The 22,678-nt window shown below is 71.1% G+C and carries 22 protein-coding genes; 11 read left to right on the top strand and 11 right to left on the bottom strand.

From position 1 onward, the window contains the following. Positions 1 to 47: 47 nt before the first annotated feature. The gene (locus LG391_RS15810; protein WP_225768952.1) at positions 48 to 566 is read right to left on the bottom strand and encodes a hypothetical protein; all 519 of its coding nucleotides are present in this window, start codon (positions 564 to 566) and stop codon (positions 48 to 50) included. A 53-nt stretch (positions 567 to 619) separates the two neighbouring features. Further along, positions 620 to 1,291: a secretin N-terminal domain-containing protein gene (locus LG391_RS15805; protein WP_225768951.1), complete on the bottom strand. Its 672-nt coding sequence runs from the start codon at positions 1,289 to 1,291 to the stop codon at positions 620 to 622. Positions 1,292 to 1,807: 516 nt separating this feature from the next. Between LG391_RS15805 and LG391_RS15800 the strand changes: the two genes are divergently transcribed. The 6 genes from LG391_RS15800 to LG391_RS15775 all read left to right on the top strand — a co-directional run bounded on the left by LG391_RS15800 (position 1,808) and on the right by LG391_RS15775 (position 8,202). Next, on the top strand, positions 1,808 to 1,975 hold the full coding sequence (locus LG391_RS15800) for a hypothetical protein (RefSeq protein ID WP_225768950.1): 168 nt from the start codon (positions 1,808 to 1,810) through the stop codon (positions 1,973 to 1,975). Between the two features lie 112 nt (positions 1,976 to 2,087). Next, positions 2,088 to 3,077, top strand: a complete 990-nt coding sequence (locus LG391_RS15795) for an FHA domain-containing protein (protein WP_225768949.1) — start codon at positions 2,088 to 2,090, stop codon at positions 3,075 to 3,077. A 403-nt stretch (positions 3,078 to 3,480) separates the two neighbouring features. Further along, on the top strand, positions 3,481 to 3,816 hold the full coding sequence (locus tag LG391_RS15790) for a hypothetical protein (RefSeq protein ID WP_225768948.1): 336 nt from the start codon (positions 3,481 to 3,483) through the stop codon (positions 3,814 to 3,816). Next, positions 3,813 to 5,900, top strand: a complete 2,088-nt coding sequence (gene sctV, locus LG391_RS15785) for a type III secretion system export apparatus subunit SctV (RefSeq protein ID WP_225768947.1) — start codon at positions 3,813 to 3,815, stop codon at positions 5,898 to 5,900. The genes LG391_RS15790 and sctV overlap by 4 nt, the downstream gene beginning before the upstream one ends. Positions 5,901 to 5,908: 8 nt before the next feature. Continuing rightward, positions 5,909 to 7,504: a type II and III secretion system protein family protein gene (locus LG391_RS15780; protein ID WP_225768946.1), complete on the top strand. Its 1,596-nt coding sequence runs from the start codon at positions 5,909 to 5,911 to the stop codon at positions 7,502 to 7,504. An 8-nt stretch (positions 7,505 to 7,512) separates the two neighbouring features. Further along, positions 7,513 to 8,202, top strand: a complete 690-nt coding sequence (locus LG391_RS15775; RefSeq protein ID WP_225768945.1) for a CpaD family pilus assembly lipoprotein — start codon at positions 7,513 to 7,515, stop codon at positions 8,200 to 8,202. A gap of 150 nt (positions 8,203 to 8,352) precedes the next feature. Here LG391_RS15775 and LG391_RS15770 read toward each other — a convergent pair whose 3' ends face one another. Continuing rightward, positions 8,353 to 9,117 carry a lipopolysaccharide assembly protein LapB gene (locus tag LG391_RS15770; protein WP_225768944.1) on the bottom strand — a complete coding sequence of 255 codons (765 nt, stop codon included), beginning with the start codon at positions 9,115 to 9,117 and terminating at the stop codon, positions 8,353 to 8,355. A gap of 179 nt (positions 9,118 to 9,296) precedes the next feature. Then, the gene (locus LG391_RS15765; RefSeq protein WP_225768943.1) at positions 9,297 to 9,812 is read right to left on the bottom strand and encodes a DUF882 domain-containing protein; all 516 of its coding nucleotides are present in this window, start codon (positions 9,810 to 9,812) and stop codon (positions 9,297 to 9,299) included. A gap of 292 nt (positions 9,813 to 10,104) precedes the next feature. Between LG391_RS15765 and LG391_RS15760 the strand changes: the two genes are divergently transcribed. Beyond that, complete coding sequence (locus LG391_RS15760) at positions 10,105 to 10,707, top strand: CDP-alcohol phosphatidyltransferase family protein (RefSeq protein WP_225768942.1); 603 nt, start codon at positions 10,105 to 10,107, stop codon at positions 10,705 to 10,707. On the opposite strand, the gene LG391_RS15755 is transcribed toward LG391_RS15760, so the two are convergent. The 5 genes from LG391_RS15755 to aepX all read right to left on the bottom strand — a co-directional run bounded on the left by LG391_RS15755 (position 10,698) and on the right by aepX (position 16,163). Beyond that, positions 10,698 to 11,120 (bottom strand): DUF2141 domain-containing protein, encoded by a 423-nt coding sequence (locus LG391_RS15755; protein WP_225768941.1) that lies wholly within the window; start codon positions 11,118 to 11,120, stop codon positions 10,698 to 10,700. The genes LG391_RS15760 and LG391_RS15755 overlap by 10 nt on opposite strands. Then, entirely contained in the window at positions 11,117 to 12,223 is a 1,107-nt protein-coding gene (locus tag LG391_RS15750) for a 2-aminoethylphosphonate--pyruvate transaminase (RefSeq protein ID WP_225768940.1), read from the bottom strand. The genes LG391_RS15755 and LG391_RS15750 overlap by 4 nt, the downstream gene beginning before the upstream one ends. Then, on the bottom strand, positions 12,220 to 13,221 hold the full coding sequence (locus tag LG391_RS15745) for a flippase-like domain-containing protein (RefSeq protein WP_225768939.1): 1,002 nt from the start codon (positions 13,219 to 13,221) through the stop codon (positions 12,220 to 12,222). The genes LG391_RS15750 and LG391_RS15745 overlap by 4 nt, the downstream gene beginning before the upstream one ends. Further along, positions 13,218 to 14,390, bottom strand: coding sequence for a phosphonopyruvate decarboxylase (aepY, locus tag LG391_RS15740; RefSeq protein ID WP_225768938.1), 1,173 nt, complete (start codon positions 14,388 to 14,390; stop codon positions 13,218 to 13,220). Before aepY ends, LG391_RS15745 begins: the two co-directional genes overlap by 4 nt. A 78-nt stretch (positions 14,391 to 14,468) precedes the next feature. Next, entirely contained in the window at positions 14,469 to 16,163 is a 1,695-nt protein-coding gene (gene aepX / locus LG391_RS15735; protein WP_225768937.1) for a phosphoenolpyruvate mutase, read from the bottom strand. A 111-nt stretch (positions 16,164 to 16,274) separates the two neighbouring features. Here aepX and LG391_RS15730 point away from each other — a divergent pair, with 111 nt between their 5' ends. The 4 genes from LG391_RS15730 (at position 16,275) to LG391_RS15715 (ending at position 19,404) form a co-directional block, all read left to right on the top strand. Next, positions 16,275 to 17,033, top strand: a complete 759-nt coding sequence (locus tag LG391_RS15730; RefSeq protein ID WP_225768936.1) for an NTP transferase domain-containing protein — start codon at positions 16,275 to 16,277, stop codon at positions 17,031 to 17,033. 2 nt (positions 17,034 to 17,035) lie between these two features. Then, a complete protein-coding gene (locus tag LG391_RS15725; RefSeq protein ID WP_225768935.1) occupies positions 17,036 to 17,827 on the top strand; it encodes a phytanoyl-CoA dioxygenase family protein in 792 nt (263 codons plus the stop codon). A gap of 116 nt (positions 17,828 to 17,943) precedes the next feature. Continuing rightward, a complete protein-coding gene (locus LG391_RS15720; RefSeq protein WP_225768934.1) occupies positions 17,944 to 18,246 on the top strand; it encodes a hypothetical protein in 303 nt (100 codons plus the stop codon). A 111-nt stretch (positions 18,247 to 18,357) separates the two neighbouring features. Further along, positions 18,358 to 19,404, top strand: coding sequence for an LLM class flavin-dependent oxidoreductase (locus tag LG391_RS15715; protein WP_225768933.1), 1,047 nt, complete (start codon positions 18,358 to 18,360; stop codon positions 19,402 to 19,404). A gap of 242 nt (positions 19,405 to 19,646) precedes the next feature. Here the strand turns inward: LG391_RS15715 and hpnE are convergent, their stop codons facing one another. Next, a complete protein-coding gene (hpnE, locus tag LG391_RS15710; RefSeq protein ID WP_225768932.1) occupies positions 19,647 to 20,933 on the bottom strand; it encodes a hydroxysqualene dehydroxylase HpnE in 1,287 nt (428 codons plus the stop codon). Beyond that, the gene (locus LG391_RS15705; protein WP_225768931.1) at positions 20,930 to 22,666 is read right to left on the bottom strand and encodes a squalene/phytoene synthase family protein; all 1,737 of its coding nucleotides are present in this window, start codon (positions 22,664 to 22,666) and stop codon (positions 20,930 to 20,932) included. The genes hpnE and LG391_RS15705 overlap by 4 nt, the downstream gene beginning before the upstream one ends. Positions 22,667 to 22,678 lie beyond the last annotated feature (12 nt).

The raw sequence follows: 22,678 nt of genomic DNA, 5'->3' as shown, positions 1-22,678 counted from the left end.
GACCTTTCTGAGATCCTGTCGGGCATCCGCCGGGACGGCAGCCGCGGCTATCCGCGCAGCAGGGTTTCCGGAACGTTGCCCAGCTGCTTGGAGGCGGTGGTGACGAGCGTGGTGCGGAGCACGCCGTTGTTGAACTCGATCGACGCCTGCCGCAGCTCTCGCATCTGCCCCCGGTAGTCGATCTGGGGCGCCGCCTGCTGCGCCGGCTGCGCCGCGGCCGGCCCCGGCTGCAGCCCCGGCCGGCCCGCGCCCGGGACCGTCGCCGAAGCCTGCGTCGCCACGGCGGGCGCCGGCTCGTCCAACCTGGTGCCGAGGGCCATGGTGTCCTTGTGGAACTGCTGCAGCGAGTTGAGCAGCTGGTCGCCCATCGCCGCCGGGTTCGCCAGCAGCCGGGCCTTCAGGCTCGGCGCATAATCGGCGACCGATTTGTGCGCCGGCTGCAGCGGCAGGGCGTAGTCGAAGACGTTCGCCGCCTTCTGATCCAGCGGCAGGGCGACAGGCGTCACCGCGGCCTTGGGTTCGATCAGCGCCGGCGCCTGGAGAATGGGGGGCGAGATGACAACCATGGGATCAGCCTCGGCTCATGGAACGGGTCTGGTCGGTCTGCGTCGCGGCGGGGTCATGATCCGGGCTTCCCGGTGCGGCCGCGCACGATCGTGGTCTGGAACTGGTAGGCCTGCTGCAGCGCCTGCATGGTCTCCTTGACCAGGGCGACGTAGCGGGGCGGCCCCGACACCAGCGCGACATTGGCGCTGGCCAGCGGCCGCGGCGGGAAGCGGGGATCGTCGAGCCTCAGGCTGGCGAGCGACGCCTGCAGCTCCTCGAACCGGATGGTGCCGAGCGGCAGCATCTCCGACACCGCCTCCTCGACCGTGGTCACGTACAGCACTTGGCCGTCATAGTACCATTGCAGGCCGAAGCTGGCGGCCGGGTGGTCGAGCAGCTTCTGCGGCGTCAGCTCCGGCAGCCGGCCGCGCACCCGCCCCGACACCGTGTCGCTGACCTTGACAGGCACGTCGAGATTGCTGCCGAAGGCGGCCAGCACGTCGCGCACATCCTGGTCCAGGACGACATAGGGATAGGGCTTGTCCGGCCAGGGCAGGACACGGCGGTTCTCGGCAGCGGCGAGGTCGGGCGAGACGGGCGTCGCGGCGACGGTCGGGGCGGGGGCTGGGGGCGCCGTCACGACGGCCGGGGGCGCGGGCTGTTGCGCCGCCGCCGATCCAGCCGCCTGGGGGAGCAGGGCGGCGAGCGCGAGCGCGACGGTGCATTGCCGAGTCTTGTCGGACAATACTCCTGTCAGCCCTCTCGTCCTGATCGCCATCCCCACCCGCATCAAGACTTCCCGCCGATATGTCCGCGATCGTCGACCCGCCGCCGGTCTTTATAACGCTGCATAGCCGGAGGTGCAAAAGCCAATCCAAACACCTGGGCCGCTTGAAACGGGCCGTGGATCGTGCAGATCTCAAGCAGACCTAAACGCTTAGACTGTCGGCAGGGTTCCCTGCTTTTTGTTAAAGTTTTGTTGAACAGGCAAGAGGTCGAAATCTGAATGCACTGAGACATTGAAGTGCTTGACCTCACGGCGGTTTGTCGCATAGTCGGATAGTAGTTTCGAGGTGGTGGGCAGGCCTTGGCATCGAACCGTCCATCCGGGTCGTGTTGGCCAAGGTGGCGGGACCGTAGGATTGTTTGGCCCGGACGCCGGAAGGGTTCGGTGAATCGGTGTGCCAAGTCAGAACTCCAGGCCTGCACGGGTCGTGTTCAACTTTGTACAACTTGAGCATTGCACAAGGAGGAGTGTGTCATGGCATCGACTTCCGGTAGCGATCCGGCGGCTGAGTTGAGGCAGGCCAACGCCGAGATCCGCGCGCAGAACATCAAGGACTCGATCGAAGCCGCCCAGGATCTTCAGAAGTCGCAGAAGATCGACAAGTGGTCCCAGGCGCTCATGGAAGCGGCCCGCAAGGGCTGAGCCCGGACGTCGCTCCGGTTCCTTGAGATTCATCGCTGTCAGTATGGCGAGCGCGGCCGGCCTCGGCCGCGCTCGCTTTCGCCAATGATCAGAGCGCCTCGTGGGGTGGGCCATGCTCTCGAAGTTCAAGGCGTTCATCTCTGACAGCCCCCTTTCGGGGCCGATCCAGCGGCTCTTCCCGCAATCCCCCTCGGTCACCCTGTTCGTGCTCGAGGGACCGAACGCCGGCACGGTCCAGAAGCTGGCGCCAGCCGCCTACCGGGTCGGCAATGGCCTCGAATCCGACATTGTGCTCGCCGACGAGGCGCTGGCCCCGGTCCACGCGCTGATCGACATCGACCGCCATCGCGTGCGGATCGAGCCCCTGGCCGGCACCATGACCGTGCCGGGACGGACCGGGCTGCTGGAGCCCGGCGGCACTGCGACCCTGCCGCTCCCGGCCGAGCTGACGCTGGGGTCCTCGCGCATCGTGCTGCGCAGCCCGGTGGAGGCGACCGTCGGCGGATCGCGCCTGCGCGCCGTCACCGTGACCGCCGCACTGCTGGTGATCCTGGGCGGCCTGTCCGGCATCGCGCTGTCCTCCGGCGGGGCCGGCGGCGGCTCCGACGGACGCGCCGTCGACCAGGCGGCGGCGCCCGAGGCCGGGAAGCCGGCGGTGCAGACCGCGGCGCTGGCGCCGGTGGTGCCGCGGCAGCAGACCCCGCAGGAGGCGCTGCAGGCGCGGATCGACGCGGCCGGCCTCGGCGACATCACCCTGGACGCGAAGGGCAGCCGCATCGTCGCCTCCGGCCGGCTGTCGCCAGCCGAGATGGCGCAGTGGCGCGAGATCCAGGCCTGGTTCGACCGGACCTTCGCCTCCTCTGCCCTGCTGGCGTCGGAGGTGACGACCGGGGCGGGCAGCGGCGCCCCCGAGCTGGTGATCCAGGCGGTGTGGACCGGCGACAACCCCTATCTGATCACCCACACCGGCTCGAAATACTTCGAAGGAGCGGATCTCGGCGGCGGCTGGTCGGTCGACACGATCCGGGCCGATGCCGTCACCCTGCGCAGCCGGGCCGGGCAGACCTTCGTGATGGTCCTGACCGACCCCGCCAAGCCGTAGCCGGATGCCGGGGGAGGGGGAATCGAGATGACGACGATCCAGCCACGCACCGAGCCGCTCGACGGCGTCCGGCCCGGCCCGCAGCCCGACGCCGTCGCCGGGCGCCCGGTCACCGCCGTCGGCGCACCGGCGCCGCGCCGGGCCGGGGCCGCGCGCGGCCGTCGCGACCGCGCCTCGCGGCTGCGCGAGGAGGTGCTGGACTACATCCGACCCGCCACGGCCGGGGCGATCCACGCCACGCCCGGCGACCAAGCCGAGACCCTGGCCGACATCCTGGACCTGCTGCAGGCGGAGGCGCCGGACGATCGGCTGGCCCGCTGGGGCACCGCCGTGCTGCTGCAGGAGTTGCGCAAGCACGACCTGCTGCGCGCCCGGCTGAACGACCTGATCGGCGGGGGACTGGATGACGCCAGCCCCGCGCGACACCCTGCATCGCCTCGTCTACGACTATCTGCAGCACGGCCAGAACCGGCGGGCGCCGGCGCTCGCGGTGCTGCTGGCCCCCCGCGACGGCGAGGCCGATCCGGCGGCACTGCGCGCGCTCGCCGTCGCCCTACTTGCGGCCGGCCGCCCGGCCCATGCGATCGAGATTCTCGACCGGCTCGACCGGGCGGAGCCGCCGGCCGCGGCCCGCCACCTGCTGCGCAGCCGGGCGCTGCACCAACTCGGCGAAATCGAGGCGGCGCGCCGCGCCTTCCGCGACTATCTCGACGCCCCCGACCGGCGGGTGGCGGCATGACCGCGCGCGGACGCTGGCAGACGGCCCTGGCCGCCGCCGCGGGGCGGCAGGACCTGATGATCGTGGCCCTTCTGGTGGCCACCATCCTGCTGATGATCCTGCCGCTGCCGACGCTGCTGGTCGACGCGCTGATCGCCTGCAACATGACCTTCGCGGTCCTGCTGCTGATGGTGGCGGTCTATCTGCGCAGCCCGCTCGAGCTGTCGGTGCTGCCGTCGGTGATCCTGATCGCCACGGTGTTCCGCCTGGCGCTGTCGATCGGCGTCACCCGCCTGATCCTGATGGACGCCGACGCCGGGGCGATCATCCAGACCTTCGGCGAGTTCGTCATCGGCGGCAGCCTGGCGATCGGCCTGGTGATCTTCCTGATCATCACGGTGGTCCAGTTCGTGGTGGTGGTGAAGGGGGCCGAGCGCGTGGCCGAGGTCGCGGCCCGCTTCACCCTCGACGCCCTGCCCGGCAAGCAGATGAGCATCGACGGCGAGCTGCGCGCCGGCGACATCGACCTGGCCGAGGCGACGCGCCGGCGGCAGACGCTGGAGAAGGAAAGCCAGCTCTACGGCGCCATGGACGGCGCCATGAAGTTCGTGAAGGGCGATGCCATCGCCGGCCTGATCATCGTCGCGGTCAACCTGATCGGCGGCCTCGCCGTCGGCATGCTGCAGCACGGCATGTCGCTGGGCCAGGCGATGCACGTCTATTCGCTGCTGACCATCGGCGACGGGCTGGTGTCGCAGATCCCGGCCCTGTTCGTCGCCATCACCTCCGGCACCATCGTCACCCGCGTCACCACGTCGGACAGCCGCAACCTGGGCGCCGACATCGCCCACCAGATCGGCGCCAACCCGACGGCGCTGCTGATGGCGGCAGGCGTGGTCGCGCTGCTCGGCTTCATCCCGGGTTTCCCGACCCTGATCTTCCTCGCCATCGCCGCGGCGATGGCCGGCGGCGTGATGCTGCGCCGGCGCCGCGCGCTGCGCGAGGCCGGGGCCGCGGAGGAAGAGGTCCCCGAGGTGGCGGCGGACGAGACGGTGACGCTGCATTTCGGTCCCGACCTGATGGCCGGGCTGGGCCGCGGCACGGCCGAGCGGCTGGCGCGGGACGCGGCGGAGGAGCTGGAGCAGCGGCTGGGCGTGCCGTTCCCGGTCGGCCGCGTCGGGCCGGGCGGCACGCTGCCGCCGGACGGCTTCCGGATCGACATCGACGGGGTGCCGGTCGAGGCCGGAACGGCGCGGCCGGGCCGGATCCTGCTGCGCGACGACCCGATGCATCTCGACCTCCTGGGCCTCGCCGCCGACACCGGCGAGGGCCCCGGCGGCGTGGTCCAGCACTGGATCGACGCCCGGCACGAGCCGACGCTGGCCGAGGCCGGCATCGGCCACGCGACGGCGGAGGAGATCGTGGCCGAGGCGCTGACCCGGGCGCTGCGCCGCTACGCCCCGCATTTCCTCGGCATCCAGGAGACCCAGGCCTTCCTCAAGGGCATCGAGGCGACGCGCGGCGACCTGGTGCGCGAGGCGCAGCGCCACCTGTCGGTCAACCAGGTCGCCGACGTGTTCCGCCGGCTGCTGGAGGAGGGCATCTCGCTGCGCAACCACCGGCTGGTGCTGGAGACGCTGGCCGAGTGGGGACAGAAGGAGCAGGACGTGATCCTGCTGACCGAGTATGTCCGCGGCGGGCTGAAGCGGCAGATCTGCCACGCCCATGCCGACGAGCGGAAGGTCATCCACGCGCTGATCCTCGACCGCGGCGCCGAGGAGGTGCTGCGCCAGTCGATCCGGCAGACCACGGTCGGCGCCTATCTCGCCCTGCCCGAAGGCCAGGCCGAGGAGCTGGTCGACACCATTCGCGGCCATCTCGGCCGGGTCGTGGCCGGCGGCCGGCCGCCGGTGATCCTGCCCGCGCTCGACACCCGCCGCTTCCTGCGCCAGACCCTGGCCCGCAACCAGGTCGAGGCGATGGTGCTGTCCTATGCCGAGATCGCGCCGGACTACACGGTGCAGCCGGTGGCGGTGGTCCGGCTGACCGGCCGTCGGGTCCGCCAGGATGCCGAGGCCGGGGTCGACCGGGCCGCCGCGGAGTGAGGGGGAAGATGGACCAGTCGCGATCCCGATTGCGTCACGCACTCGCCGCCACGGTCGTCCTGGCCGCGGCCATCGGCATCCCGTCCGCGTGGGCCCAGGCCGAACCCCCCGGCATGACGGTGCAGCCGCTGCCGCCGCAGGCCCAGGCCCAGCAGACGCCGGCCGCGCCCGGCACGACGACGGTGACCCCGACCGAGGACGTCACCGCCATGCGGGCGCCCGCCACGGCGCCGAAGATCGTCACCCGGCCGCCGGGGGCGCCGGCTGAGCCGCCGCCGCAGGCAACGCCGGCGATGCAGCCGCCGCCGGCCCCGGGCCAGCCGGCCCCGACCATGCAGGTGTCGCCGGCGCCGCCGCGGCAGCCGGCCCAGCCGGCGCTGACGCCCAGCCGCTCGCTGATCGAGATGAAGGTGGGGCAGGGCAACCTGCTGACCTTCGCCCTGCCGGTGCAGACCGTGCTGGTGGCCAATCCCAACGTGCTCGACGTCGAGATGGTGTCCGCGCGCTCGGCCTATATCTACGGCGTGTCCTCCGGCACCACCAACCTGTTCGCGCTCAGCAGCGCCGACCAGGTGGTGGCGGCCGCCAATGTCCGGGTCAGCCAGGACGCGGCGGCGGCGCAGCGCGAGATGATGCAGGTGGCCCCGGCCGCCGGCGGCCAGATGGGCTACATCCAGGACCGGCCGGTGACCACCGGGACGGTGGCCGATCTCGGCAGCGCCATGAAGCTCGACGCCCTGGCCCAGCAGCTCGGCAGCAATTCCGGCGGAGCGATGAACCTGAACACGCTGCAGGGGTCGCAGCAGGTCGGCATCCGCGTCCGCTTCGCCGAGGTCCAGCGCAATGCGGTGGAGAATCTCGGCGTCAACTGGCAGGCGATGTTCGACATCGGCAAGTTCAACATCGGCCTGGTCAGCGGCGGCTTTGCCGGGGTCGGCCTGCCCGGCACCGCGAATGCCGGCTATCACAGCGGCGGCAACAACGTCGACGCCGTGATCGACGCGCTGCAGCGGGAAGGGCTGGTCAACATCCTGGCCGAGCCGACCCTGACCGCGGTCAGCGGCGAGACCGCCAACTTCCTGGCCGGCGGCGAGTTCCCGATCCCGGTGCCGCAGGGCAACGAGACGGTGACGGTCGAGTACAAGCAGTTCGGCGTGTCTTTGTCCTTCGTCCCGACCGTGCTGCCGGGCGAGCGCATCGCCATGCGGGTGAAGCCGGAGGTCAGCGAGCTCAGCGACGACGCCAGGGTCGAGAACGGCAGCTTCTCGATCCCGTCCCTGATCGTGCGCCGGGCCGAGACCACAGTCGAGCTGGCCTCCGGCCAGACCTTCGCCCTGGCCGGCATGTTCCAGCGCAACATGTCGAACGTGGCCGACAAGATCCCGGTCCTCGGCGACGTGCCGATCCTCGGCAAGCTGTTCCAGTCGAGCCGGTACAAGCGCAACGAGACCGAGCTGGTGATCCTGATCACCCCGTACCTGATGAAGCCGGCGGAGTCGCCGAAGGCGGTGGCGGTGCCGGCGCAGCGCACCGAGCCCACCGTGCGGCGGGTGCGCCAGTCCCCCTCCATGACCGGCGGCAGCGCCGGCTTCGTGCTCGAATAGGACGTGCCATGAGGTTCCCGATCCGACCGCATCATCTCGCGGCGCTGGCCCTGGCCGGCGTCCTGGCCGCCTGCGAACACAAGTTCCCGGACTGGCCCGAGGATGGCTACACCACCCTGTCGACCCCGGTGGCGCACCCGGTCATGTTCGCGCCCCAGGCGTCGAGCCTGAGCGCGACCGAGCGGACCCGGCTGGTCGAGTTCGTCCGCGGCGCCGGACTGGCCCCCGGATCCTCCGTCACCGTCGCCGCCGGCGGCCCGCAGGCGGCGGCCCGGCAGGAGGCGGTGGCGGCGGTGCTGCGTAGCACCGGCCGCTACAGCATCTCCCTGGTCAACGATCCGTCCGCCTCCGACACGGTGCAGGTGGCGGCGGCCGGGCAGCAGGTGCTGTGGCCGAAGCGCTGCATGAACCCGGACGGCTCGCTGCCGGAGGATCTGCCGCTCGGCTGCGCCAGCGACCTCAACCTGGCGCAGCAGGTCGAGCGCAAGAGCGACCTGTTCCGCGGCCGCCAGATGGGGCCGGCCTTCGCTAACCCCTCGGTCCGCGCGGCCGAGCGCTACCTGCAGCTCGACGGCGACGACCGGACCTCCGCGGGGTCCGATTTCCATGGCGACCGCAGCCAGGCGGGCATGGTCCTGCCGCCGTCGGCCGGGACCAGCCCCGACGCGACCAGCATCTCGGGCGGCACCACTCCATAAACCGACACAAGGACCCTTTGGAATGCGCTGGCGTGAGTCGGCTGGCGGTGGTTTCGAGAACCGGAGCGCAGCGCACGTTTGGTGCGTGAGCATCGGAAGCGCAAAACCCGCCGCCAGACGGCCGCGCCAGGTGCATTCCCAACCGGTCTTTCAGCCGATCGTGCCGATCGCCTGAGCCCGCCGCACCGGGTCCTTCATGCCGCGGATCCGGCGCGCCGCGTTGACCAGGTTGCGCGCCTCCTTCGCCGGCAGCACCGAATCGGCCACCTTCCGCGCCTCCTGGGTCTTGCCGTCCATCGCCAGGACCAGCGCCAGGTTGCGCTGCTGCGCCGCGGTGGCGTCGGGCGCCGCAGCGGCCTCCCGCATCACCTGCACCGCTTCGCCGGTGTTGCCCGCCAGGGCGTAGGAGAGGGCGAGGTTGGTCTTCAGGCTGACATTGGTCGGCGCCTTGGTCAGCGCCGCCTGGTACAGCCGCTGCGCCTCCTGGGGCCGGCCCAGCAGGGCCAGCGCGGTGCCCTTGGCCAGGATGGTCGACACGTCGTCCGGCTTGCGGGCCAGCGCCTGGTCCAGCACCGCGATCGCCTCCTGCGGCTTGCCCTGGGCCAGCTGCACCTTGCCCAGGCCGCGCAGGGCATCGACATTGGTCGGCTCCACCGCCAGGGCGGCGTGGTAGTAGCTGGCGGCCCGCGCCGGGTCGCCGGCCTGCAGGGTCGCGTCGCCCAGCTTGACCATCGGCAGCGGGTTGCCGGGGTCCTCGGTCGCGGCACGCTGATAGAAGGTCATCGCCGTGTCGGGGTCGCCCGCGGCGCGGATGTTGTCGCCCATCCGCAGCAGCGAGGTCGTCTGCGATTCGCCGCAACCCGCGACGATCAGGGCCGTCGCGACGATGGCGGCGCGGGTGAACGGGAACGGCATGGCGGCGGGCTCTCCCCCTTGGAAAACCGGATCCGGGACGCCTCTGGCGGGCGCGCCTGCGCGGTCACGCAAGGCTGGATCATGGATAGAATGATCGCGCCGTTACGTCGACTCCGCGATTGGGAATCAGGTCCGGGCCGCGCTGATTGTAATGGCGCCGTCACCGGCCGCGGCGCCCCTCAGCCTTCCCAGGTCCGCAGGTTGCCGGAATCGATATGGGTGAAGCCCGGATACTGGCCGACGCCGCCGATCTGCAGCGCCAAGGCGCAGCCGACCAGCTGGCTCGGCGGCACCTTCTCGAAGGTCAGGTCGATGGCCCGGCCGGCCATGTGCAGGGAATTGCGGGCCGCCCCCTCGAGCGAGGAATTGGTCTTCAGCGTGCGATAGCCGGAATTGATCGTCGCCTTGCCGCTGAAGCCGGCCCGCTGGGCCACGGTGCGGATCACCGCCAGCGCCCAGAACAGCCGCGGGTCCATCTGCACGCTCTGGCCCTGTCGCCAGTCGCGCAGGAAGTAGTCGAGCTTCTGCAGCTCCACCGTGTCGTATCCGGCCGGGCCGTAGAACTGGCCTGCATAGGTCTCGCCGGTATGGGCGTGGGTCAGCTCGAGATAGGGCGGCACCCGGTTGTGCACCTCATCGAGCAGCGAGCCGGGCCGCGCCGCGGGAGGCAGGGCATGGGCGGCCGGTCCGGCCAAGGCAATGCCGCCGATCACGCCGAGCGCGGCACGGCGCGTGAGAGTCGGACCCAGGGGCCGGGAGGGTATGGACGCAGTCATGCGAAAATAGCCTCGACAGGCAGCGAAACCCAGCGCGACGTCTATATCATGTCGCAGGACCGGCGACGGATTGCAATCGCGTCGGCGTGAGGGGACGCATCACCAATTCGACGGGAGGACATGGCCAGACCGTTGCCTTGCGTCCGGCTTGATGGTGTAGAAGCCTGAGAGGGGCGCCTTCGGGACGGGGCGCGGAGACAGCAGATACGGGATGAGTCACGACACCCTGATCCATCGCATCGTCCGGCCGGTCGTCCGGCGGATCGCGCCGACCGGCGTCACCCCGAACCAGCTCACCACCGTGCGGCTGGTCACCGGCGTGGCGGCGGCGGTGGGGTTCGCCTGCGGCGGGGGCTGGGCCGATCTCGGTGGCATCGTGTTCCTGCTGTCGATGCTGTTCGACCGGGCCGACGGCGAGCTGGCGCGGCAGACCGGGCAGATGAGCCCGGGCGGGCACCGCTACGACCCGTGCGTCGACTGCCTGTGCGACGCGATCGCCTTCATCGGTATCGGCATCGGGCTGGCCCAGGCCGGCCTCGGCTTCGCCCCGGTGCTGCTGGGCGCCGCCGCCGGCATCGGCATCGGCGTGCTGTTCTGGCAGCTCAACGTGACCAAGGTGATCGAGCTGTCGCGTTATGCCATGCGCCACCGCGGCGTGGTGGTCGACCCCGACGACGCGCTGGCCCTGGTGCCGGTCTTCGTCTGGCTCGGGCTGGCCTGGCCGATGCTGATCGCGGCGGCGGTGATCACCCCGGCGGGCGCGCTCTGGCTCGGGCTGCTGTCGCGCCGGCCGAAGCCCGCCGTTCAGAAATAGCGCAGCCGGACGGTGATCCGCGTGCCCTGGGGGCTGACGGTGAAGGCGGCGTCCTTGAAGTCCGGCGGGGCGAAGAAATAGGACGGGTCGCGCGAGAAGGCGACGCCTTCCTCCGGCACGCCCAGCAGGGTGCGGTCGACCTCGTGGTTGTCGTTGACGTCCTGGAAACCCTGCGCCGCATAGACGCCGGGGGCGACGTTGCGGATCACCACGGTCGCCTGCGGCACCGCGGCCGGCGCCGTGCCGCTGTAGGGGCAGTCGTCCTTCAGGAACTGCGCCTGCGGGCACAGCGACATCCGGATGGTGCCGCGGGCTTCCTTGATGTTGGTGACGACGATCTCGACCGTCGCCGCCGACGCCGCGGCGGCGCCCAGGCCGAGCCAGGCGGCGGTGAGGAGCAGGGGGAACTTCATCGGCGCATCTCCGACAACGCGTCCTCGATGGCAACGAGCAGAGCCTGGAAATCGTTGCGATCGAGGGCGCCGATGCAGCCGATGCGGAAGCTGTCGGCCCGGGTCAGCTTGCCCGGATAGATCAGGAAGCCGCGCGCGGCCAGCGCCTCGTAGAAGCGGTCGAAGGCGAAGCGCGGGTCGTCCAGCGGGTGGAAGGTGGCGATGATCGGCGCCTGCACCGCGGGGTCGAGGAACAGCCGGAAGCCCAGTCGGCCCATGCCGGCCGCGAGCGTGTCGAAATTGTCCTGGTAGCGGCGCAGCCGGCCGGCCGGGCCGCCTTCGGCCTCCAGCAGGCGCAGCGCCTCGACCAGGGCCGCGACCACCTGCACCGGCGGGGTGAAGCGCCACTGGCCGTTGCCCTCGAAGCCGCGCCACTGGTCGTGCAGGTCGAGGCTGAGGGATGGGCTGTTGCCCTTCGCCGCCGCGATCGCCTGGCGTTCGACCAGGGCGAAGCCGAGGCCGGGCACGCCCTCCAGCCCCTTGTTGCTGGAGGCCAGCACCGCCGCGGCCGGCGTGGCCGAGAGGTCGATCGGCAGCGCGCCGAAGCTGCTCATCGCGTCCAGGATCAGCGCCCGGCCGTGCCGGGCGACGATCTCGGCCACCGCCTCGAACGGGTTGAGGATGCCCGAGGTGGTCTCGCAATGGACCAGGGCGACATGGGTGACGGACGGGTCGGCGGCCAACGCCGCATCGACGCGCTCCGGCTCCACCGGCCGGTCCTCCGGCCAGCGCAGGGCCTCGACCGGCCGTCCCAGCCGGGTGGCGATGGCGACCATGCGTTCGCCATAGGCGCCGTTGGCCAGCACCAGCAGCTTGCCCGAAGGCTGCAGCAGCGTGGCGATCGCCGCCTCGACGATGAAGGTGCCGCTGCCCTGCAGGGGAATGGCGACATGGCTGGCTTCGCCCCCGGCGACGGCCAGCAGCCGCTGCCGCAGCTCCGCCGTCAGGGCGATGAAGGCGCGGTCGCGCGAGCCCCAGTCGCGCAGCATGGCGCGGCGGGTCTCGATCCGCGTGGTCAGCGGGCCGGGGGTCAGCAGGGCCGGCTCGTCCGCGGACCAGGTCATGACGACGCCTCCGACGCGGCGCGGGCACGGCGACGGCGGGCCAGGTGGCGGCCCTCCATCACCTGCCAGGCCATCAGCCCGGGCACGCCCAGCGCGATCTCGCGGATCCGGCGGATCAGCGCCATGGCCACGGCGCTGTGCGGCGGGATGCCGAGCAGGCCGCAGATGACGATGAAGCCGCCCTCCTGCACGCCCAGCGCGCCAGGCACCAGCACCCCGGCGACGCGGACGGCCTGGGCCAGGCTCTCGATGATCACCGCCTCGCGCAGCCCGGCATCGACGCCCAGCGCCTGCAGAGTCATCCAGATCTCCAGGCAGCCGAGCAGCCAGGAGACCAGGTGGTGGCCGCCCGAGACCCACACCCGGCGGGCATGGTCGCCATAGAGCGACACGATCGAATCGTGCAGGCCGGAGACCTCGCCCAGCGACTCCCAGCCGAACTTGTCGGCCAGCCGGATCAGGCCGCGCTCCAGCACCTTGAACATGCCGAAGCGCTGGGCGCCGATGAACAGCACCACCAGCACCAGGCCGACGCTGGCGCCGGCGATGATCCAGGGCGTCATCGCGCCGTCATGGGCGCCGAGCAGCAGCAGCCCCAGGCCGAAGACGGTGAACACCACCTGGCTGGCCATCTGCGTGGTCAGGTCGACGACGATGGCGGCGCCGGACCGGTTCAGGGGCACGCCGCGCATCGCCAGCAGGCGGGCGGTGATCAGCTCGCCGCCGATCTGCGCCACCGGCAGCAGCGAGTTGATCGCCTCGCGGATCCAGCGCAGCCGGATGAAGAAGCTCAGGGCCGGCACCGGCCGCTCCGGCACCAGCACCCGCCAGCCGAGCGACGAGAACAGGAATTGCGGGAAGTGCAGGGCGATGACGGCCAGGATGCCCCAGCCGGCGCCGGCCAGCGCGGCCCAGATCTCGGCCGCGCCGGTCAGCCAGACCAGCACGACCGCGACCGCCAGGCCGACGGCGATTCCGATGCAGGCGGGCCATTTCATGATGCGGCGTCAGCACCCGTTGCGGCCGGGCGGGCGCCGGCGAGGAAGTCCTTGAAGCGGCGGGCGACATCGGCCGGGGCGACTGTCGGCCGCCCCAGCTTGTCCATCGACCCCGGCGCGATGCGGACATGGATCAGCGCCGGCCGCGGCGCCTCGGCCGCGGCTCGGAACGCGGCCTCGAACCCGTCCAGGCTGGCGCAGGAGGCGGCGAACTGATAGCCGCAGGCCAGCGCCACCGCGGCGAAGTCGACCGAGGCGGAGACGGTGGCCTGGCCGCCGGTCGAGTCATGCACGCCGTTGTCGAGCAGGATGTGGATCAGGTTGCCCGGCGCCTGGGCGCCGATGGTGGCGAAGGTGCCCAGCTTCATCAGCGCGGCGCCGTCGCCGTCCAGCACCACCACCGGCGCCGAAGTGTTCAGCGCCACGCCCAGCGCCATGCCGGAGGCGCCGCCCATCGATCCGACCTGGTAGATGTGCTGCTTCCTGTCGGCCAGAGTGAACAGCTCGCGCCCCGCCTTGCCGGTGGTGGCGACCACGGCGGTGCGGTCGTCGGTCAGGGCCAGGAACCGCTCCAGCACCGCGGCCCGGGTCGGGCGCGGCCCGGCTTCCGGCCAGTCGGCGCGGCGGCCGGGGCGGGGCCGGGGCAGCGGCGCCGCCTGCAGATCCTCGTCCCGCACATCGCCCTTCTTCATGACGAAGGCATAGGGCAGCCCGGTCTCGCCCATCCGGGCCGCGGCCTGGTCCAGCGCCGGCCCCAGCGCCTCGGGCGTGGCCGGGAAGGGCGCCTGCGGGATCTCCATCAGCTCCAGCAGGTCCTGGGTGATCCGGCCCATCACCTCGTGCTGCGGCTCGTCCGGCTGGCCGGGCTGGCCGCGCCAGGTGGTGACGAACAGGGCCGGGATGCGGAACGGCGCGTTCAGCGAGGTCAGCGGGTTGACCGCGTTGCCCAGGCCGGAGTTCTGGCACATCACCACGGTCCTGCGCCCGGCCAGCCAGGCGCCGGCGGCGATCGCCACCGCCTCGCCCTCGCTGGCGGCGCCGACATAGGTCAGGGCACTGCTCGACAGCACGCCGTTGATCAGCGGGGTCAGGAAGCTGCACGGGACCCCGGTGTAGAAGTCGTGGCCGTGCGCCTTCGCCGCTGCGATGAACTCGTCTGCGGTGATCATGCCGGTTCTTCTAGAGCGCGGCGGCGCCGGAGGGAAGCGGCGCGCGGACGCATGGCTGGGTCGCGCGCCGCCTTTTCCTCAGGTGAAGTTCCGCGCGTCGGCCAGGTCGCTCAGCGTGTCGACATCCAGCCAATGGGCGGTGAAGTACTGCACCACCACCGGATGCCGGGCGGCCAGGCGGGTCAGCAGCAGCGGCAGATCCGCCGTCTCCAGCAGCCCTTCGGCCTCGATCCGGTCGATCTCCTCGCGCAGCCAGACCGAGCCCTGGGCGCTGAACCGGGCCAGGCCGATCCATTCGCCGCTGACCTCACCGGCCGGGATCGACTCGGACATCGCCTTCAGATGCACCGGCGTGTCGTCCAGGTAGCTGCCGGAATAGGGCCGGTCGGCGGCGACCAGGTCGCGCAGCGTCTTCTTCGGCTGCTTGACCGACAGGCTCATGGCGTCGACCGCCAGGACGATGTCGCCCTCGCTCGACATCAGCCCGTCCAGGATGTAGCGCCGGAACAGCACGTCGCCATAGGCCACCACCGTCTCGCCGTCGAGCGCCTGGCGCGCCTGGGCCAGGGAGTAGACCTCGCCGGTCTCGTCGTAGCGGTCGTTGTCGACCGTCTTGATGCCGGGCACCACCACCGCCTCCTTGCGGTAGCCGCGTACGACGGTGACGTCCTTCAGCCCGCTGCCGCCGAGGGTCGACACCAGGCGCTGCAGCAGCGACTGGCCGCGCACGTCGATCATGCATTTCGGCTGGTCGCGGGTCAGCTCGTCGCCCAGGTCGCCGCGCGACGCGGCCAGCACCACGGCTTTCGGCGCCGCCTTGCCCGGCAGGTAGCGGCGCTCCGCCGCCTCCAGCTCGGCATTGCCGACCAGGGCGAAGATGTCGCGCACGCTGGCGACCCGGCCCTCGACCTCGCGCAGCGACTGGTCCTCGAAGATCTGCTTGGCCGTCTCGCGCATCGCGGTGATCGAGGAACGCAGCAGATGGTTGGCCCAGATCACGGTCGAGATGCCGGCCTGGCGGAACAGGTCGGTCGAGGTGGCGTAATACATCGTCGGCACGATCACCACCGGCGACCGGTTGGCCCAGCGCTCGGTGAACTCGAAGATCTCGGTCGCGGTCGACTTCTTGGAATGGATCAGCACCGCGTCGGCGCCGGCGGCGTGATAGGCCTCGGCCCGGCGCAGTGCCTCCTCCATGCCGCGGCCGGAGATCAGCGCCTCGATCCGCGCCACCAGCACGAAGTCGTCGTCGGTCTGGCTGTCCTTGCCGGCCTTGATGCGGCCGCAGAACTCGTCGATCTCGGCCAGCGGCTGGGCCTCGCCGATGAAGGAGTTGGTCTTCGGGAACAGCTTGTCCTCGATGCAGACCCCGGCGATCCCGCGCTCGCACAGCTTGCGCACCAGGCGGCGGACATTGTTGAAGTTGCCGTAGCCGGTGTCGCCGTCGACCAGGATCGGCAGCGTGGTCGCGTCGGCCATGTATTCGAGGACGTCGAGGACCTGGGTCCAGGACGCCTCGTTGCTGTCGCGCAGGCCCAGGCTGGCCGAATTGGTCAGGCCCGAGGCCCAGATGCCGCGGAACCCGGCTTCCTCGACGATCTTGGCGGAGAGGCCGTTATGCGCCTCCATCAGGAAGGAGAGGGGGGGGGAGAAGATCTCCTGGCGCAGCGCCGCGAACACCGTCTTCGGGCGGTCGGCCGGGGCGGAGGAGCCGGCATCGGACGGACCCGTCAGGGCGGTATCGTCGAGAGCCTTCATTATGTCTTCACTCATGAACCGGATGTCCGGGTTGCGGAATCTCGGCCGCCCGACGCCTTGCCGGGCCGGCAATTCGGCCTGTATCTTCCGTCGGCTTCAGAAAAATGCAACCGGAGCATCACGATCTTGTCATACTCCGATAGGCGGGCGGCCACCGCGATCATCCTCGCGGCCGGCGTCGGCCGGCGCCTGGGAACGGCCGCCGGCGGCCCGAAGATCCTGCTCCGGTTCGGCGGCCGGTCGCTGCTGGAACGGCATATTGCCGCGCTGCACGCGAACGGCGTCGAGGACATCTCGATCACCATCGGCCATGAGGGCGACTCGATCCGGCGCGAGATCGACCGCCTCGGGCTCGGCGGCCGCATCCGCTTCGTCGAGAACCCGCGCTACCGCGAGGGCAGCCTGGTCTCGCTCTGGGTCCAGCGGGACCAGCTCGCGGCCGGCGCGCCGGTGGTGCTGATGGACGGCGACGTGCTGTACCCCGAGCCGATGATCGGCCGCCTGCTGGACGCGGCGCCGGAGAACGCGCTGCTGGTCGACCGCGAGATCGAGCCGGGCGACGAGCCGGTGAAGATCTGCTTCCGCGGCGACACCATCGTCGACTTCCGCAAGAAGCCCGAGCATGCGCATGACTGGCACGGCGAGTCGGTCGGCTTCTTCCGCTTCTCGCCCGACATGGCCCGTGCGCTCGGCGACCGCACCGACTGGTATGTCCGCCAGGGCATCACCACTGTTGAGTACGAGGAAGCGATCCGCGACCTGATCCTGGCGCATCCGCACCGGTTCGGCGTGGCGGACATCAGCGACCTGCCCTGGACCGAGATCGATTTCGACGTGGATGTGGCCCGCGCGCAGCGGGAGATCCTGCCGCAGCTGGAGCATTGAGCATGCCCGATTCCGTGACCCCCGCCGACGCCAAGGCCGGCCCGCTTTCGGCGGAGGACCTCGCGGCCTATGCGCGCACCGGCTGGGTCGCCGCCCGCGGCTTCTTCGACGCCGCCGAGACCGCGGCGATCACGCGCTGGACCGAGGAGCTCAGCGCCATGCCCGAGGAGCCGGGCAAGCACATGGTCTATTACGAGCCGAGCCTGCTCGATCCGAGCAAGAAGGTGGTGCAGCGGATCGAGAACTTCTGTCCCTACCACGCCGAGTTCGACGGGCTGGTGCGGCACGGCCGGCTGTTCCAGGCGGTGGAACAGCTGCTGGGGGCGCCGTCCTGCCTCTACAAGGAGAAGATCAACTTCAAGATGGCCGGCGGCGCCGGCTTCGAGCCGCACCAGGACCAGCAGGCCGGCTGGTCGCGCTACGCCCCGATCTTCCTGACGGTGATGGTCTCGGTCGACCGCGCCACGGTCGAGAACGGCTGCCTCGAGATGGCGGACATGCCGCGCCTGACCGGGCTGATCGGCGAGGAGTGGAAGCCGCTGACCGACGAGCAGATGGCCAGCTTCAAGCTGGTGCCGGTGCCGACCGAGCCGGGCGACGTGCTGTTCTTCGACAGCTACGCCCCGCACGCCTCGAAGCCGAACCTGACCGACAAGGCGCGGCGGATCCTGTACCTGACCTACAACCGCCTGGCCGATGGCGACCACCGCGAGCGCTACTTCGCCGAGAAGCGCGCCAACTTCCCGCCCGACATCGAGCGGCAGCCGGGCAAGGAATACAAGTTCCGGGTGTGACGGGGCGGGTGTCGCTTTTCCTTTCTGTCATTGCCGGGCTTGACCCGGCAATCCAGGGAGCGTCGACATCGTCTGGATGCCCGGGGCAAGCCCGGGCATGACAATGAGGGCTCCCCATGCTCGACCGCCTGAAGGACCAGTTCGAGGACGCGTCCCGCCGCTACGCCGAGGCCAATGGGCTACGGCGCGACACCGACTGGTTCCTGCTGAAGCTGCAGGAGGATCTGGGCGAGCTGACCCAGGTCTGGAACAAGCTGACCGGCCGCGGCCGGACGCATGGCCGGTCCGAGGCCGAGTTGCGGCAGGCGCTGGCCGACGAGACCGCCGACATGCTCGGCCATATCCTGCTGTTTGCCCGGGCGAACGGAATCGACCTCGCCGCGGCGGTGGAGCGGAAATGGCGGTTCCGGCCGGAGTGAGCAGGCGAGAAGATCCGCGCATAGGACAGTCTGTTTCCCGTCGGGGACATTGATCGGCCAATCGGGGTGGCCATCTCTGCGGTAACTTTGCTTCGTGACCCAGGGATCCCCATGGCCCAGCCTCTCGAACTCGGACTCGACACCTTCGGCGACGTGACCACCGGTCCGGACGGCGCCCTGCTGCCGCACGCCCAGGTGCTGCGGAACGTGGTCGAAGAGGCCGTGCTGGCCGACCAGCTCGGCATCGGTTTCTTCGGCGTCGGCGAGCATCACCGCGCCGATTTCGCCGTCTCCGCGCCCGAGGTGCTGCTGGCGGCGATCGCCGGTCGCACGACGCAGATCCATCTCGGCTCCGCCGTCACCGTGCTCAGCTCCGACGACCCGATCCGCGTGTTCCAGCGCTTCTCGACCCTGGATGCGATCTCGAACGGGCGGGCGGAGGTGATCCTCGGCCGCGGCTCCTTCACCGAATCTTTCCCGCTGTTCGGCTACGAGCTCAGCGACTACGAGACGCTGTTCGAGGAGAAGCTGGACCTGTTCGCGGCGCTGCTGCGGCAGGAGCCGGTGAGCTGGCAGGGCAGCGTCCGCCCGCCGCTGCGCAACCAGAGCGTCTTCCCGCCGGTCGAGGGCGCGCGCCGGCTGACGACCTGGATCGGCGTCGGCGGCAGCCCGGAATCGGTGGTCCGCGCCGCGCGCTACGACCTGCCGCTGGCGCTGGCCATCATCGGCGGCGACCCCAAGCGCTTCCGCCCCTATGTCGATCTGTACCACCGCGCCTTCGAGCAGCTGGGCCGGCCGGTGCAGCCGATCAGCGTGCATTCGCCGGGCTATGTCGCCGACACCGACGCCCGGGCGCGGCAGGAGCTGTTCCCCGACTACAAGAAGATGCGCGACAAGATCGGCGCGGAGCGCGGCTGGCCGCCGATGGGCCAGGGCGAGTTCGAGCGCGAGGCCGAGCACGGCTCGCTCTATGTCGGGTCGCCCGAGACGGTGGCTCGCAAGATCGTCTCGACCGTCACCGCGCTCGGCGCCGTGCGCTTCCAGCTGAAGTACAGCGCCGGCCCGCTGCCGCACGACAAGCTGATGCGCAGCATCGAGCTGTTCGGGTCGAAGGTCATGCCACTGGTCCACGAGATGCTCGCCGAGCCCGCCCGGTAGGGTATTCGGCGCGACCGTCCCCTTTTCGTTGCCTCTCCCGCTTGCGGGAGAGGTCGGAGACGCGAAGCGGCTCCGGGTGAGGGGAGTTTGTCGAGGCCGGGACCAGCCCTCACCCGGTCTCGCTGCGCGAGCCCGACCTCTCCCGCCAGGCGGGAGAGGCAATCCGAGAAGACGCTCGACATCCTGTCGGCCTCGGTCCGAATGGACTGACGTGACCCGACCTCAATTCATCCCGTTCTAGCTCACGCCAGCCGCTTTCTCGGACGGGCTCTGACCTGACCGTTCGAGGCCCCTGCGGCGCGGACATGGTCGGCGGCGCGGAAGCCGGACAGCAGGCTGCCCTCGATGGTCGCCGGCAGCCCGGTCGCGGTCCAGTCGCCGGCCAGCCAGAGATTGGGGTAGGGCGTCGGGCAGCCCGGCCGCCGGGCTTCGTCCGCCGGGCTCTGGCGGATCGTCGCCCGTTTCTCCTTGATGATGCGATGGGCGGGCAGGGGGCCGGCCAAGTCCGGGAAGGCCCGCACCACATCGGCCCACAGCAGCGGCGCCAGTTCCTCCGCCGGCGCGTCGACCAGGCCGCGCGCGGCGCTGACCGTGGTGCTGGCGATGCCCGGCCGGCGGAACACCCAATGGGCGGTGCCGCCGACGATGCCGGCGATGTCGTGCGGTTCCTCCCGAAACGGAATGGCGAAATGGCCGTTGACGATCGGCTCGTCCGCCTCCGGCGGCGTCAGCCCCGGCACCAGCCGCGCCGCGATCGCCGGCGGCACCGCCAGCACCACCTGGTCGTCCGGCGCCAGGGGCAGGGTGCCCTGGTCCAGCTCCAGCGCGATGATGCGGCCCTCCTCGAACTCCAGCGCCTTGACCCGCATGCCGGTGCGGACCGTCACGCGATGCCGGTGCAGGAAGTCCAGCGCCGGGTTGATGAAGGTGTCGGCCAGGTCGCTGCGGGCGATCAGCGGGATGGTCTGGGCGCCGCCCTTGGCCAGCGTCTGCTCCACCACCGCCCACAGGCCTCGGGCCGAGGCCTCGTCGGCCGGGGTGTTGAGGGCGGAGACGGCCAGCGGCTCGATCAGGCAGCGGTACAGCTCGCCCTGCGGCACCATGCCGGCGACGGTGTCCTCCGGCCCCGCCTTGGACAGGCGGCGCAGCGCCAGATAGTCGCGCGGGCGCGTGCCCGGCACCCGGCGGCCGGCGCGCAGCACCCACCAGGGCAGCCGGCCGCGGTTCGGCCGCACCGTGAATTCGCGGCCGCGCTCCAGGTCGACGAAGCGGAAGCCGGGCCGGGCCGGGGCCGCCAGCCGGTCGCCGGCGCCGATCAGGTCGAGATAGCGCCGGACGTTACGGTTGCCGGACAGCCCCAGGTGGTTGCCGTTGTCGATCCCCCGGTCCAGCGCCGGCTCGTGGAAGGCGCGGCAGCGGCCGCCAGGTCGGGCCGTGGCCTCGTAGACCACCGCCGGGACGCCGGTGCGGGCGAGCTCGACTGCGGCGGCGAGGCCGGCCAGCCCGCCGCCGATGACATGGACGGTCATGTCAGCAGGACCGACAGCAGGATGCCGATCTTCTCGCGCTTCGACAGGCGCGGCCGAACCGACCGGTCGGCATAGCCGCGGGCCTGCAGCATCTCGAAGATCCGGCGGTAGCTGCGCTGCATGATCAGCGCCGCCTTCATCCGCTTCTCCGTCCCCGGCGGCATCAGCCCGGGCAGGGCGGTGTAGAGCGGCTGGATCTCGGCCGCCAGCCGGGCGCAGACCTGGGCGATGCGAGGATCGGCGACGATGGTGGGGATCGGCGCATCGGTCGGGATTCCGGCCTCGCGCAGCCAGCTCTCCGGCAGGTACAGGCGGCCCAGCCCGGCATCCTCGTCGACGTCGCGCAGGATGTTGGTCAGCTGCAGCGCCTCGCCCTGGGCCACGGCGAAGGCCTCGCTGGCCTTATCCGGGCAGCCGAAGATCTTCACCGCCATGACGCCGACGGTGCCGGCGACGCAGCGGGCGTAATGCGCCAGCCCGGCGCGGTCGGCGATCCGCACCTCGGCGGCGGCGTCGACGGTCATGCCGTCCAGCATGCCGTCGAACTCGGCGCGGGGCAGGCCGAAGCGGCGGATCGCCCAGATCAGCTCGCGGTCCAGCGGATCGTCCCCCCGGCCGGCGAAGATCCGGTCCAGCCGCTGCCGCCAGGCCTGCAGGGCGGCCGTCTTCTCCGCCACCGTCGCGCCGGAATCGGCGATGTCGTCGACCTGCCGGCAGAAGCCGTAGACGGCATAGATGGCGCGGCGCCCTTCGGCCGGCAGTATGCGCATGCCGGAAGCGAAGGAGGATTTGGCACGGAACACCGCCATCCGCACCAGCGCGGCGTCGTCCAGCGGCCTGGCGCCGAAGGCCATCACCGACAGGCCGGGGCGCAGCGCCCGGGCGAAATCCGCCTTGCTCAGCGCCACCCGCGTCAGGATCGGGTCGCCCCGGCGCAGCCGCGCCGCCAGCTTGCGGGCCAGCCACAGCATGACGCTGACCTCCGCCGCCAGCGCGCGGGAGGTCAGCTGGCCGGGGAGGGTGCTGGCGGTGTCGAGCATGGCGTCGACGATGTCGAGGCAGCGGTCGATCACCGGCCGGCGCAGGCGCGCCGACGCCTCGTCCGCGGTGAAGAAGCGGTCGATGCCGCCGGCCGCCTCGATCCAGTCGGTCGGCACGTAGATCCGGCGCAGCTTGCGCCAGTCGTCGCCGCAATCCTGCAGATGGTTCAGGATCTGCAGCACGGTGCACAGCGCGTCGCCGGCCGGGAAGGTCGATTCGGACTGGCCGTGCAGCCGCAGCAGATAGCGCCCGACCGGGTTGGCCGAATAGCGGCAATAGTCGATCAGGTCGTCCCAGGTCCGGCAGCTGCGATTCTCGGAATCGCGGCGGAAGGCGACCAGCAGGTCACGGCAGTCGACCAGCCCGACGCCGGTGGCCGCGATCGAGGCGCGGATGCCGGCGGCCGCCTCCGGACCGAGCTGGACCAGCCCGGCCTCCAGCGCGTCCAGCCGGGCCAGCTTCTCCGCCGTCGGCAGCTCCGGGTCGTCGCCGATGTCGTCGGCGGCGCGGGCGAAGCGGTAGAAGGCGGCGACATGCGGGCGCAGCCGCTTCGGCAGCAGCCAGGATCCGACCGGAAAGTTCTCCTGGCCCGAGGTCTTCGACGCCGGCAGCTCGACGGCGTCCGCACGGGGGGTGGGGGCGCCGGCGGGCGGGGAAGAGTCGACGATGGCTCGGTCGGCCGGCACGGTCATGATCGCCTGTCT

It is taken from the genome of Inquilinus sp. Marseille-Q2685 (assembly GCF_916619195.1).
GTDB lineage: Bacteria > Pseudomonadota > Alphaproteobacteria > DSM-16000 > Inquilinaceae > Inquilinus.
This window is presented reverse-complemented; position numbering and strand designations above follow the sequence as displayed.

Bases quoted from the DNA above. Each gene is read 5' to 3' on its own strand.
- aepX (WP_225768937.1), bottom strand. From the start codon at position 16,163: ATGAGTGAAGACATAATGAAGGCTCTCGACGATACCGCCCTGACGGGT.
- LG391_RS15800 (WP_225768950.1), top strand. From the start codon at position 1,808: ATGGCATCGACTTCCGGTAGCGATCCGGCGGCTGAGTTGAGGCAGGCC.
- LG391_RS15725 (WP_225768935.1), top strand. From the start codon at position 17,036: ATGCCCGATTCCGTGACCCCCGCCGACGCCAAGGCCGGCCCGCTTTCG.
- hpnE (WP_225768932.1), bottom strand. From the start codon at position 20,933: ATGACCGTCCATGTCATCGGCGGCGGGCTGGCCGGCCTCGCCGCCGCA.
- LG391_RS15790 (WP_225768948.1), top strand. From the start codon at position 3,481: ATGACGCCAGCCCCGCGCGACACCCTGCATCGCCTCGTCTACGACTAT.
- LG391_RS15705 (WP_225768931.1), bottom strand. From the start codon at position 22,666: ATGACCGTGCCGGCCGACCGAGCCATCGTCGACTCTTCCCCGCCCGCC.
- aepY (WP_225768938.1), bottom strand. From the start codon at position 14,390: ATGATCACCGCAGACGAGTTCATCGCAGCGGCGAAGGCGCACGGCCAC.
- LG391_RS15750 (WP_225768940.1), bottom strand. From the start codon at position 12,223: ATGACCTGGTCCGCGGACGAGCCGGCCCTGCTGACCCCCGGCCCGCTG.
- LG391_RS15780 (WP_225768946.1), top strand. From the start codon at position 5,909: ATGGACCAGTCGCGATCCCGATTGCGTCACGCACTCGCCGCCACGGTC.
- LG391_RS15715 (WP_225768933.1), top strand. From the start codon at position 18,358: ATGGCCCAGCCTCTCGAACTCGGACTCGACACCTTCGGCGACGTGACC.
- LG391_RS15720 (WP_225768934.1), top strand. From the start codon at position 17,944: ATGCTCGACCGCCTGAAGGACCAGTTCGAGGACGCGTCCCGCCGCTAC.
- sctV (WP_225768947.1), top strand. From the start codon at position 3,813: ATGACCGCGCGCGGACGCTGGCAGACGGCCCTGGCCGCCGCCGCGGGG.
- LG391_RS15755 (WP_225768941.1), bottom strand. From the start codon at position 11,120: ATGAAGTTCCCCCTGCTCCTCACCGCCGCCTGGCTCGGCCTGGGCGCC.
- LG391_RS15810 (WP_225768952.1), bottom strand. From the start codon at position 566: ATGGTTGTCATCTCGCCCCCCATTCTCCAGGCGCCGGCGCTGATCGAA.
- LG391_RS15745 (WP_225768939.1), bottom strand. From the start codon at position 13,221: ATGAAATGGCCCGCCTGCATCGGAATCGCCGTCGGCCTGGCGGTCGCG.
- LG391_RS15760 (WP_225768942.1), top strand. From the start codon at position 10,105: ATGAGTCACGACACCCTGATCCATCGCATCGTCCGGCCGGTCGTCCGG.
- LG391_RS15770 (WP_225768944.1), bottom strand. From the start codon at position 9,117: ATGCCGTTCCCGTTCACCCGCGCCGCCATCGTCGCGACGGCCCTGATC.
- LG391_RS15775 (WP_225768945.1), top strand. From the start codon at position 7,513: ATGAGGTTCCCGATCCGACCGCATCATCTCGCGGCGCTGGCCCTGGCC.
- LG391_RS15795 (WP_225768949.1), top strand. From the start codon at position 2,088: ATGCTCTCGAAGTTCAAGGCGTTCATCTCTGACAGCCCCCTTTCGGGG.